General features: G+C 39.4%; 12 protein-coding genes. 11 read left to right on the top strand and 1 reads right to left on the bottom strand.

Going from position 1 to position 11,997, the window contains the following annotated elements; translation table 11 throughout:
* On the bottom strand, positions 1-220 hold a 220-nt coding region (locus tag BMY14_RS17885), incomplete at its 3' end, for a transposase (protein WP_483878440.1).
* A gap of 284 nt (positions 221-504) precedes the next feature.
* Here BMY14_RS17885 and BMY14_RS17880 point away from each other — a divergent pair.
* The 11 genes from BMY14_RS17880 to BMY14_RS17830 all read left to right on the top strand — a co-directional run bounded on the left by BMY14_RS17880 (position 505) and on the right by BMY14_RS17830 (position 11,841).
* Complete coding sequence (locus BMY14_RS17880) at positions 505-2,340, top strand: FAD-dependent oxidoreductase (RefSeq protein WP_091834904.1); 1,836 nt, start codon at positions 505-507, stop codon at positions 2,338-2,340.
* Positions 2,341-2,342: 2 nt separating this feature from the next.
* Positions 2,343-3,290, top strand: coding sequence for a succinate dehydrogenase/fumarate reductase iron-sulfur subunit (locus BMY14_RS17875; RefSeq protein ID WP_091834901.1), 948 nt, complete (start codon positions 2,343-2,345; stop codon positions 3,288-3,290).
* A gap of 1 nt (position 3,291) precedes the next feature.
* Positions 3,292-4,155 carry a CoB--CoM heterodisulfide reductase iron-sulfur subunit B family protein gene (locus BMY14_RS17870; protein ID WP_091834898.1) on the top strand — a complete coding sequence of 288 codons (864 nt, stop codon included), beginning with the start codon at positions 3,292-3,294 and terminating at the stop codon, positions 4,153-4,155.
* Between the two features lie 249 nt (positions 4,156-4,404).
* Complete coding sequence (locus BMY14_RS17865; RefSeq protein ID WP_091834895.1) at positions 4,405-5,364, top strand: polyprenyl synthetase family protein; 960 nt, start codon at positions 4,405-4,407, stop codon at positions 5,362-5,364.
* Positions 5,365-5,468: 104 nt separating this feature from the next.
* Positions 5,469-5,720 carry a twin-arginine translocase TatA/TatE family subunit gene (gene tatA, locus BMY14_RS21235; RefSeq protein ID WP_019554816.1) on the top strand — a complete coding sequence of 84 codons (252 nt, stop codon included), beginning with the start codon at positions 5,469-5,471 and terminating at the stop codon, positions 5,718-5,720.
* A gap of 156 nt (positions 5,721-5,876) precedes the next feature.
* The gene (tatA, locus tag BMY14_RS17855) at positions 5,877-6,092 is read left to right on the top strand and encodes a twin-arginine translocase TatA/TatE family subunit (RefSeq protein ID WP_019554815.1); all 216 of its coding nucleotides are present in this window, start codon (positions 5,877-5,879) and stop codon (positions 6,090-6,092) included.
* A gap of 11 nt (positions 6,093-6,103) precedes the next feature.
* Entirely contained in the window at positions 6,104-6,865 is a 762-nt protein-coding gene (gene tatC, locus BMY14_RS17850) for a twin-arginine translocase subunit TatC (RefSeq protein ID WP_091834892.1), read from the top strand.
* Between the two features lie 19 nt (positions 6,866-6,884).
* Positions 6,885-8,345 carry a menaquinone biosynthesis decarboxylase gene (locus tag BMY14_RS17845; RefSeq protein WP_019554813.1) on the top strand — a complete coding sequence of 487 codons (1,461 nt, stop codon included), beginning with the start codon at positions 6,885-6,887 and terminating at the stop codon, positions 8,343-8,345.
* Positions 8,338-9,186 carry a UbiA-like polyprenyltransferase gene (locus tag BMY14_RS17840; protein WP_091834890.1) on the top strand — a complete coding sequence of 283 codons (849 nt, stop codon included), beginning with the start codon at positions 8,338-8,340 and terminating at the stop codon, positions 9,184-9,186. Before BMY14_RS17845 ends, BMY14_RS17840 begins: the two co-directional genes overlap by 8 nt.
* Positions 9,187-9,216: 30 nt before the next feature.
* The gene (gene folD / locus BMY14_RS17835; RefSeq protein ID WP_091834887.1) at positions 9,217-10,086 is read left to right on the top strand and encodes a bifunctional methylenetetrahydrofolate dehydrogenase/methenyltetrahydrofolate cyclohydrolase FolD; all 870 of its coding nucleotides are present in this window, start codon (positions 9,217-9,219) and stop codon (positions 10,084-10,086) included.
* An 87-nt stretch (positions 10,087-10,173) separates the two neighbouring features.
* Positions 10,174-11,841 carry a formate--tetrahydrofolate ligase gene (locus BMY14_RS17830; protein ID WP_091834884.1) on the top strand — a complete coding sequence of 556 codons (1,668 nt, stop codon included), beginning with the start codon at positions 10,174-10,176 and terminating at the stop codon, positions 11,839-11,841.
* Positions 11,842-11,997: the final 156 nt, after the last annotated feature.

Raw genomic sequence — 11,997 nt, 5'->3', positions numbered from 1 at the left:
TCATAAATCCGAATAAGATTGTTTTCAACATGCTGGTCGGGTTATACCTGATACGTCCAGCAAAGTGAGCTGGAACATTTTTCAGGTATTTCTCCAAGTCGATTTCCTCCATAAATCGGTCAAAAACCAGCACGGGATCACAGATATTCAGATAATCTGAAATAAACAGTGGCAAAACTGCCTGTTTTGTTTTAAAATAATGTATGTTTGAATTTTTCATGTGCTATGTAAAATTTTAACACAAAAAGAGGATCAGCGGCTCTTTCGAGCTAGTGATCCTCTTTTGTTTTTATAGGGGCATTATTTCACAGCCCCTTTCTTTTGTACATAGTGCATTAAAGAAAGTACACCATATAGGTTTTTATTATGATACATATAGTTTTTATGAATGATGATCCGGTTGAAAATAGAAAAAAGTAATGGTAAGATAAGATAGTAATATATTGCATTTATATTATCATAATTAAAGATGTTTTGTGAATTTTATTATTTGGAGGGTTGAATATGTCAACAGAAATTTCAAGGCGTACCTTTATTAAAGGTGGTGCAGCGGCAGGTGTTGCAATTGCAGCCGGAACATATTTTAAGTGGGAAGGCAATAATATCCCAAAAAATGTACGTGATGGCAATGTAACATATGATGTACTTATTATCGGCAGTGGTGGTGCTGGCATGAAAGCGGCACTTGAGGCAGCAAAAAATGACAAATTAAAAGTTGCCGTGATGACTAAAATGATCCCAACACGATCGGCATCTACGATGGCACAAGGCGGTATGAATGGTGTTACAGGGGTGACAGATCCCGACGATACAACAGAATCACATGCATTTGATACCGTCAAAGGCGGCGATTATCTTTGTGATCAGGATGCAGTAGAGTATTTTGCCGAAACTGCTGGAAAAGTGATTTATGAAATGGATTATATGGGATATCCTTATAATCGTCAGAAAGATGGGTCATTTCATCAACGTAAAATGGGGGGCAGCTCACATGCGCGGGCTGCATATTATGAAGATCGTTCTGGTCATGCCATGGTTCATGCTCTATTCGAACAATGTTTAGCAAAAAATGTAGAATTTATTTCTGAATGTCAGATGCTTGAAATTGTTCGAAAAGATGAAAAATTGAGTGGGGTTGTTGCCGTTGATATGCGCAGCGGCAATTTTATTTCGATTCCCACTAAAAGTATCATTATAGCCACTGGGGGTTATGGTCGTGCATATTGGATTCGTACAACCAATCCTTACAGTTCAACAGGCGATGGAATTGCTATGGGCATGCAGCTAGGCATTCCGTTCAAAGATCCGGAAATGGTGCAATTTCATCCAACAGGATTGGCTAGTAATGGGGTATTGTTATCCGAATCAAGCCGCTCGGAAGGCGCATACCTACTTGATAAAGATGGCAATCGCTTTATGGCTAGATATGCTCCAAAAGCCATGGAACTGGCCACGCGCGATATTGTAGCTCGATCCATTGAAACCGAGATCAGTGAAGGCCGTGGAATCGGTGAAGGACTGCATGCAGCTGTATATATGGATTTTCGTCATATTCCCAAAGAGCGTATCATGGAACGTTTAGGACAAGTATACGATTTATCATTACGTTTTGAAGGCGTAGATATTTCCAAGCAGCCAGTGCCGATTCGCTGTTCTTGTCATTATTCGATGGGGGGATTGGAAGTTGATGATTATAAAACGACAGCAACGCGTGTACCAGGTGTATATGCAGCTGGCGAATGTTCTTGTGTTTCAATTCACGGTGCCAATCGTTTGGGAGCAAATTCGTTGAGTGAAGTTTTGGTTTTTGGTACGGTAGCTGGCAAAAGTGCGGCAGAGTATGCTGCAAAAACGAAATATGAAGGCAATCTTGAAGTACTGAAAGCTTCGCGTGATCAATGGCTGGCAAAATTCGATGAAGTTACGACACGTACAGCAGGTACTCCTGTTGTTGAAATTCGTGATAAAATGGCTGAAACAATGTGGTACAAAGCGGGTGTTTATCGTGATGAACAGCATTTAAATGAGGCATCAAAAGAAATTGATGCCTTAATGGAACTTTATAAGAACTGTTATGTTGGGGATCCTTCGCATACTTATAATACAGCATTTATGAATTATATTGAAATAGGTAACTTACTACAAATATCCAAGGCAATTGTACTTGGTGCTACGGCACGAAAGGAAAGTCGCGGCGGACATTCACGTAAAGATTTCCCGCTGCGTGATGATAAGAATTTCATGAAACATACCTTGGTATTTAAAGAAGGAAACACCTATAAGACCGAGTATAAGGATGTTGTTGTGACGAAATATCAGCCGAAAGAAAGGAAGTACTGATTATGATAGTTACCTTGCAGATTCATCGCTATGTTGATGAAAAAAAATGGATTCAAGAATATAAAATTGAAATAACGAAAGGTTTGACGATTTTATCAGCATTGCATGAAATTAAAGCAAAGCAGGACCCGTCATTATCTTTCACATCTTCTTGTCGGTCAAGTATTTGTGGTGCTTGTGCAGTGCGTGTAAATGGTCATTCTGAACTCGCCTGTGAAGTTCTTTTAGATACATTGGTAAAACGCTATAAAACAGATGTTTTAATTGTTGAACCTTTGGGCAATTTTCGCGTAATTCGCGATTTAATCGTTGATTGGGACCCGAAATATGAAAAAATGAAAAAAATTGAGCCGTCGTTACATCCTAAAGCGGAATTTACTGTAAAAACTGGCTGTAAACAGTCCATTGAGGATTTTGATAAATATAAAAAGTATGCAGGCTGTATACTTTGTGGATCTTGTGTTTCAGAGTGCAATAAAAGTGCATTAAATGAAAAAGATTTTTTAGACCCATTTATTTTTGTTAAAGCAGCAAAACTAGTCGAAGATTCGCGCGACAAAGACCACAAACAGCATTTGAAAGATGTTATTGAAGCCGGTCTTTGGAAATGCTTTAACTGTCAGGAGTGTACAGCGAGTTGTCCGAAAGATCTCGATCCGGCAGGGGCAATTGAAAAATTAAAAGAGGCGACGTTTAAACTGGAAATGGCATCTTCCGTTGGTTCAAACCATGCGAAAGCCATTTATGATGACATATACAATACTGGTCTGCTTGATGAAAGTAAATTATCTGTACAATCAGAAGGTTTTATTTCGGCAGCATTTCGTGTGCCAATTGCTTATCGTTTAATGAAAACCGGTAAGCTTGATCTATTTGAAAAAGCACCTGTAAATAAAGATATTAGCAAAATTCGTTCGATTATCGATATTGCAGCTAAGGAGGACAAATAATATGAAGTACGCATTTTTTCCCGGCTGCGTTTTAAAAGGGGCGGCAGCAGAAGCGCATGCTTCGATGATGAAGGTGTCAGAGGCACTTGGGATTGAACTTGTAGAAATTCCAGAATGGACTTGCTGTGGTGCATCGCATGCGCAAGGTGTCAGCGAATTGTCAATGCTGGCAATTAATGCCCGTAATATTTCCATTGCAGAACATATGGGCCTGCCAATTATGACGGTATGTAATACGTGTACATTACAGTTAAAACAAGCTAAGGCAAAATTAGATGAAGATGAGAACCTGCGGGCACAAGTAAATGAAATATTAGAGAAATCTGGACACCCGTATCCTTATCAGGGAACAGCAGAAGTTACCCATTTCTTATGGGTTTTGGATGCGCATCCTGAAGTTTTTGCTGGAAAAATCAAAAATAAACTTACAAATGTAAAAGTGGCTGGGTTTTATGGCTGTCATTTGATTCGTCCGCAAAAAGTGCTGAATTATGAAGATGGACGAAATCCTGAGTCTCTGGAAAAGTTAATAAAACTTTTGGGGGCAACACCAATAGATTTTGATTATAAGCTTAAATGCTGTGGCTTCCATGCCTTTTTTACAGCGGAACATGATGTTTTAACTGTAACTGGGAAGATTGCTGATAATGCAGCACAGGCTGGAGCACAGATGATCGTTACACCATGTCCTTTATGTCAAATGCAGCTTGATATGTATTCACCAGAAGGGCGTGAAGCCACGAAGTCTTCGGTAGAGGTTCCAATTTTGCATTTGCAGCAATTGATTGGTTTTGCTCTGGGCTTTAGTAAAGAGGAAATGGGCATTGGCAGACATGTCACAGCCGCTGATAAAGTTACAATTTAAATCTTAATTTCACTAAAACGGCAGGTCATATTTTGGGGCCTGCTGTTTTTAAAAATTATTGTTAAGACTATTTAGTGAAGTTTATATATCTTATAATAATCGTGAGTTATTGATGAGGAAAATAAGTTTCTAAAAAGAGAATTGTATTCATAAATTCAACGAATGTAGTTTGCCAAATCTTTAGTGTTGTAGTAAACTTATTAAGTTAAGATATCTAACTTGTAGGTGATAAATTTGTCCAGTAACAAGATGTTCGATGTGGTGAAGGAAGATTTGGTAAAATTAGAAAAAGAAATGCTTGCCGTAGTTCAATCACCGATAGAGTTAATCACGGAAATCGGAACACATTTAGTGAATTCGGGTGGGAAGCGCTTGCGACCAGCTCTTTATTTTTTGGCTGTACGATGTGGAAATTCGGTTGATGAAAAAAATATTATGCCCCTGGCAGCAGCGATTGAAATGATTCATATGGCTTCACTTGTGCATGATGATGTAATTGATAGTGCAGATATGCGGCGTGGTACGCCAACAGCAAATTCAAAATGGGGCAATCAGATTTCCATTTTGAGTGGAGACTATTTATTTGCGAAAGCTTTTTCTTTAATAGCAAAACAAAATTACAGTTCACGGGTGACTATGATTTTGGCACAGCTTATTTGTGATTTGAGTGAGGGCGAAATCATTCAAAATAAAGAAACTTTTCGTGCATCAAAAGACAAATCTGAGTATTATGCGCGTATTGCAAAAAAAACAGCGAATTTTATTGCCGCCAGCTGCGAACTAGGTGCGATTGTCGCGAAACTGCCGGAAAAAGAAATTGACGCACTACGGCAATATGGTGAAGCTATTGGGATGGCTTTTCAAATTACCGATGATTTACTTGATTTGACAGCAACGCAGGAAGAAATCGGCAAACCAGCGGGCAATGATATTTTGCAGGGGATTGTGACTTTGCCAGTTATTCATGCTCTTGAAGTGAGTCCAAATTCAGAAGAGCTTCAGGCTATATTAAAAACACGCGATATGAGTAACGACTTGCTATCTCGTGCTTTAGATATTGTTCAAGCAACCGACGCTGTGGAATATGCACGGGGAAAAGTAGATGAATACATTACCAAGGCTTATGATGTATTGCCATCATCGATTCCAACTGCGGTTTTTGAGGCATATCAATTAGCTGCAGATTCAATTCGCATTCGTACATACTAAATGTAGTATGATATATGTGAAGGAATTTTTTTTGTATCTATATAAATCGGCGTTGACGTCATGCAGTAAATAGAGTACATTAAAATTAAATGGAGGAATGAGTCATGTTTGGAATTGGTGTACCAGAATTAATTTTGATTTTAATTATCGGATTAGTCGTATTTGGACCCGGTAAATTGCCGGAAGTCGGCAGAGCAGTTGGAAAAAGTTTAAATGAATTTAAAAAAGCAACCGCGGGTTTGACCGAAAGTATCTCAACGCCGGTTGTGAAGGCAGAAACTAAAAGTGAACCAAAACCAGAAGAAACAACGGTGAAAGCTGAAACTGTATCGGATAAAAAACCAGAAGTAAAATAATTTCTGCTCTAAAATCGTCTTTGTTTATGCAAGGACGATTTTTTTATAAGCAATATGTATTGCTTTCGTTGTATTTTTTTTCATGTAATTGTATAATTACAGTACGAGTTATAGATTCGTTTATAAAAGTGAAATAAAAGTTGGAGGAATGACATTATGTTTGGAATAGGTGTACCGGAATTAGGCTTGATTTTGGTGATTGGTTTGGTAGTGTTTGGTCCAGGTAAATTACCGGAAATAGGGCGTGCTGTGGGAAAAAGTTTAAACGAATTTAAAAATGCATCGAATGAACCTCCTGAAGAAAAGAAAGAGGAGTCTGTTGTTAAAGCAGTCGAAAAAAATGAAGAACCTCAAAAAAAAGATGCAAAGTGAGGGTCTGATTAATGGCAGATGAACGGAGCTACGAAGAATATGTAGGTGAAAAAACACCTGCAGAAATTGAAGAGGCAGCGAAAGGGAATATGACATTGCTGCGCCATCTTGATGAACTTAGAAGCAGGCTGATTTATTCAATAATTGCAATTGCTATTGGCAGCGGGATTTGCTATTTCTTTATTGAAGATATCATGCATTATTTAACGATTCCTGCTGGTAAATTATATTATATGCAGCCGGCGGAAGCTTTCTTTACCTATATGAAAGTATCCTTCTTTGCGGGATTTTTATTGGCAATGCCCGTGATTTTATATCATGTATGGCGATTTTTTCTGCCTGCGTTGACGGGAAAAGAAAGATTTTTAATTGGGCTGGTTGTACCAATTTCTGCCGGGTTATTTTTTATTGGGCTGGCTTTTGCTTTCTTTTTTGTGCTGCCGGCGGGAATTAAATTTTTCTTGGGATTTGGCAATGCAGATTTGCAGCCATTGTTATCTATTGGTAAATACCTCGATTTTGTGATTGCCTTTGTGCTGCCGTTTGGATTTATTTTTGAATTGCCGCTCATTATTGTGATTCTGGCTAAAATGGGGTTTGTTACATCGGCTTTTTTGCGCAAAAAGCGTAAAATTGTTATTTTTTTAACATTTGTTATCGGAGCTGTTATTTCACCGACACCAGATGTATTTTCGCAGTCAATGATAGCAGTTCCGATGATTTTACTATATGAAATCAGTGTATTTATTGTTCGCTTTGTTTTGCGAAAATAGTTGAGGGGAGTATATAATTTTGGCTTTTAAAGATTTAAGGGAATTTATCGATGCACTCGATAAGCGAGGGCTTTTAAAACGGATTACGACACCAGTCGATTGTGAATTAGAAATTACCGAAATCACAGATCGGGTCTCTAAGATGAAGGGCGCTAAAAATGTTGCGTTGCTTTTTGAAAATGTTAAAGGATATGATGTTCCTGTTTTAATGAATGCATTTGGCAGCATGGAACGAATGGCTATTGCTTTTGGTGTGGAAAAAATAGATGATATTGCGGATGAACTTAGAGAAATTTTAAAACTTCCGTATGTTTCTTTGGAGCATAAACTCGATTTAATTTCGATTATTCCAACTGCGAAACGGGCAATTAATTTTCCTAAATATGTAAAAAATGGACCGTGCAAAGATGTTATTATCAAAGATCAGCCATCTTTGGATAAATTTCCAATTCTGAAGTGTTGGCCGCAAGATGGTGGCGCCTTTATTACACTGCCGCTTGTTTTTACGAAAAATCCTAAAACGGGCAAACGCAATGTTGGTATGTATCGTTTGCAGAAATTTGATGAGAAAACAACGGGTATGCATTGGCATATTCATAAAAATGGTGCTGAAAATTTTCGCGCCTATAAAGAAATGGGGAAAGACCGGATTGAAGTTGCTGTAGCCATTGGTACAGATCCTGTTTTGACGTATGCTGCGACGGCACCATTGCCGCGGGATATCGATGAGATGGTTTTTGCTGGTATGCTGCGTAAAAAATCAGTAGAAATGATCAAATGTGAAACCGTCGATGTTGAAGTGCCAGCACATAGTGAAATCGTGCTGGAAGGATACGTGAAAATGGATGAATTGCGCCGTGAGGGTCCGTTTGGCGACCATACGGGTTATTATTCGCTGGCGGATGAGTATCCGGTTTTTCATATTACCTGTATTACGCACCGTAAAAACCCAATTTATCCAGCAACTATTGTGGGGAAACCTCCGATGGAAGATTGCTATATAGCTAAAGCAACGGAACGCATTTTTTTACCACTTCTCCAAGTGATGATGCCGGAAATTGTCGATATTAATTTACCGCTGGCGGGCGTATTTCATAATTGTGCAATGATTTCAATCAAAAAAACATATCCGCAGCAGGCTAAAAAAGTAATGCATGCGGTCTGGGGTATGGGGCAGATGATGTTTACGAAGATGATTATCATTGTAGATTCTCATGTTAATGTACAGGATGAACAGGAAGTTTGGTGGCGCGTCTTCAATAATATTGATGCAAAACAAGATATCGTGATGGTTGATGGACCGCTTGATGTACTTGACCATTCTTCACCGATGCCAAAATGGGGAACAAAAGTCGGAATTGATGCGACGAAGTCCTGGCCGGAAGAGGGTCATACACGTGAATGGCCAGATGAAATCGTGATGAGTGATGATATCAAGGCCGCAGTAGATCAGAAATGGAAGGATCTTGGTTTTGAGTAAATTATCAGCACATGTAAATAATATAGCATTGCATCATTCTGTGTTTGCTTTGCCGTTTGCTTATATGGGAGCTTTTTTAGCTGCCGATGGCGTACCAGACCTGTCCACATTCCTTTGGATTACAGTGGCAATGGTAGGTGCGCGGAGTGCCGCTCTGGCACTCGATAATATTATAGATTTAAAGTATGATAAACTGCATCCTCGCTTTACGAAACGCCCGATGGTGACTGGTGAAGTGAAGCCATGGGAAAGTATTTTACTGATCGTGGTCAGCTTGGGTGTTTTTATTACGGCGACATTACAGCTTCATCCGATTTGTGTGAAACTTGCACCTCTGGCAATTTTTCCCTTTGTTATTTATCCGTATACGAAACGATTTACTTGCTGCTGTCATCTTGTTTTAGGTATTGCTCTGGCGATGGCACCGGCGGGCGGCTGGATAGCAATTCGCGGTTCGCTTGATTTACCAATTGTTTTATTGAGTTTAGCGGTGGGACTTTGGATTGCCGGATTTGACGTCATTTATGGCTGTCAAGATAAAAAATTTGATGAAGACCATGGACTGCATTCGATGGCAACGCAGTTTGGTCTTGCTGGTGCCTTGCGTATAGCTAAAGGCATGCATTTTTTGAGCATACTATGTTTTACTATGGTCGGAATTCTTATGCATTTAGCACCGATTTATTATGGTGGTGTTTTCATTGCATTACTGACTTTATGTTATCAGCATTCGATTGTAGGCGTTGATGATTTGAGTCAGGTGACGCAAGTTTATTTTATGCGAAATGGTATCGTAGCAATTTCAATTTTTTTATTTACATTAGTTAGTATAATATGGTGACTATTTGATTGATCGTGTTGGGGGTAAAATATGACTGCAAAATTATTAGAAGGAAAAATATTTGCTGCTGCAATAAAAGCGGAAGCTAAAAAACAGGTTGAATCGCTGCAACAAGAATTTAAAGTTACACCAGGGCTTGCTGTTATTATCGTTGGTGAAAATCCGGCATCAAAGGTCTATGTTGCTAATAAGCATCGTTCGTGCGAGGAATTGGGTATTTATTCCGAAGTCATTGAAATGCCGATCGATTCAACAAAAGCAATGTTATTAGCTCAAATTGATGAACTTAATCACAACTGTAAAATTCATGGAATTTTGGTTCAGTTGCCATTGCCACCACATATTCATACCGATGAGGCGGAAATTTTGGATTTTATCGATCCGGATAAAGATGTGGATGGGTTCCACCCGATCAACGTGGGGAAACTGGCGACCGGTCAGGAACATCTTGTGCCATGTACGCCTATGGGATGCATCAAAATGTTGGAATTAGCTGGAATTGAAATTGCTGGTAAAAATGCAGTTATTATTGGTCGCAGTAATATTGTGGGCAAGCCAATGTTTCATTTATTACTTGCACGGGATGCAACGGTGACGGTTTGTCATTCACGAACGAAAAATTTGGCAGCGATTACGAAACAAGCTGATATCTTAGTGGCTGCTGTGGGAAGACCACATTTTGTTACCGCTGATATGGTTAAACCTGGAGCCGTTGTAATTGATGTTGGAATCAATCGTATTGCTCCGAAAAAGCTTGTTGGTGATGTTGATTTTGAGGCAGTAAAATCTGTTGCTGGTGCGATTACTCCGGTGCCCGGCGGGGTTGGACTTTTGACGATTGCTATACTTATGCATAATACCGTGAAAGCAGCGCGCTTGCAGTTGAGTAAAACAATATAAATTTAAAATAAACAATAATTATATTACGATAATTTAAAGTAATACTAAAGAGCTTGAAAAATTTTTTATTGTCAGGGAGGCAGATTGATGAAAAGTGATGTAGAAATTGCACAAGCAGCGCTACTTCAGCCAATTACAGCGATTGCAGAAAAGCTAGGTATTTCAGAGGATGAGCTTGAATTATATGGTAAATATAAGGCGAAGATAGCACTGGCAGCCTGGGATTCTATCAAAAATCGTCCGGATGGGAAATTGATTCTTGTTACAGCCATTAATCCTACACCGGCCGGTGAAGGTAAAACAACTACGAGTGTAGGTTTGGGCGATGCTTTACATAAATTAGGCAAAAAAACAGCGATTGCGCTGCGTGAACCATCTTTAGGACCTTGTTTTGGTTTAAAAGGCGGTGCAGCAGGCGGTGGTTATGCACAAGTTGTGCCAATGGAGGATATCAACCTACACTTTACGGGCGATTTTCATGCAATTACGACAGCGCATAATTTATTAGCAGCTGTGATTGATAATCACCTACAGCAAGGAAACGAATTAGATCTTGATGTTCGTCGCATTACCTGGCGCCGTGTGGTTGATCTTAATGATCGTGCTTTGCGCAATATTGTTTGCGGTATGGGCGGAAAACCTCATGGGGTACCACGAGAAACAGGTTTTGATATAACGGTGGCCTCTGAAATGATGGCAATTCTTTGTCTCGCCCAAGATCTTGATGATATGAAAGATCGTTTGGGGAAAATCATCGTTGCTTACACTCGAAATGGAGAACCAATACGTGCAGCACAGCTCAATGTAACGGGAGCACTGACCCTGTTATTTAAAGATGCAATCAAACCTAATTTGGTGCAAACACTAGAAGGTACACCAGCGTTTATCCATGGCGGTCCATTCGCCAATATTGCGCATGGCTGCAATAGTGTTATGGCGACGAAATTTGCATTAAAACTTGCTGATGTCGTTGTTACAGAAGCTGGATTTGGTGCTGATTTGGGAGCAGAAAAATTTCTTGATATCAAATGCCGTTTTGCAGGAATCAGCCCGGATGCTGTTGTAATTGTTGCTACGGTTCGCGCTCTTAAAATGCATGGTGGAATGTCTAAAGATCAATTGACGCAGGTAGACATGCAAGCCCTTAATGCTGGTCTTAGTAATCTTACAAAACACATTGAAAATATACATAAATTTGGCTTGCCGGTGGTAGTTGCCATCAATGCATTCCCTACAGATACTGAAGCAGAACTTATTTTTGTAGAAGAACAGTGCAGGGCTATGGGCGCACAAGTAGCTCTTTCTGAAGTTTGGGCAAAAGGTGGTGCTGGTGGGATTGCACTTGCTGAGAAAGTATTAGCAGCAGTCGATAAACCAAAGGCTTTTAAATTTATCTATGAAACAGAAGCAACCATTGAAAATAAAATCAATGCTATTGCCCGGGAAATTTACGGTGCAGATGGTGTCGAATTTACGGCGCCAGCTCGCAAGAGCATCAAAGAACTTGTGGATCTCGGCCTTGATAAAATGCCGATTTGTATGGCGAAAACGCAATATTCCTTGAGCGATGATGCAACAAAACTAGGCCGACCATCCGGATTTACAATTACAGTCCGGGAAATTAAAATTTCTGCTGGTGCCGGATTTATCGTAGCATTAACAGGGAATATACTGACGATGCCTGGATTACCCAAACATCCAGCTGCCGAAAAAATGGATATTACAAATGATGGGAAAATAACTGGACTTTTTTAACGGAATATAAAAGAGCGGCAGGGTTGAGCTTTATAGAGCTTGATACCTGCCGTTTGCCATATGGAATATTTAATGTAACTTAAATATAGTTGTAATTTTTACTTTTTTTGTATAGAATAAGATAAAATAGTACATCACATTTTATGATGGGAGCTT

The sequence above is a fragment of the Propionispira arboris genome (genome assembly GCF_900109225.1).
Taxonomy (GTDB): domain Bacteria; phylum Bacillota; class Negativicutes; order Selenomonadales; family Selenomonadaceae; genus Propionispira; species Propionispira arboris.
This window is presented reverse-complemented; position numbering and strand designations above follow the sequence as displayed.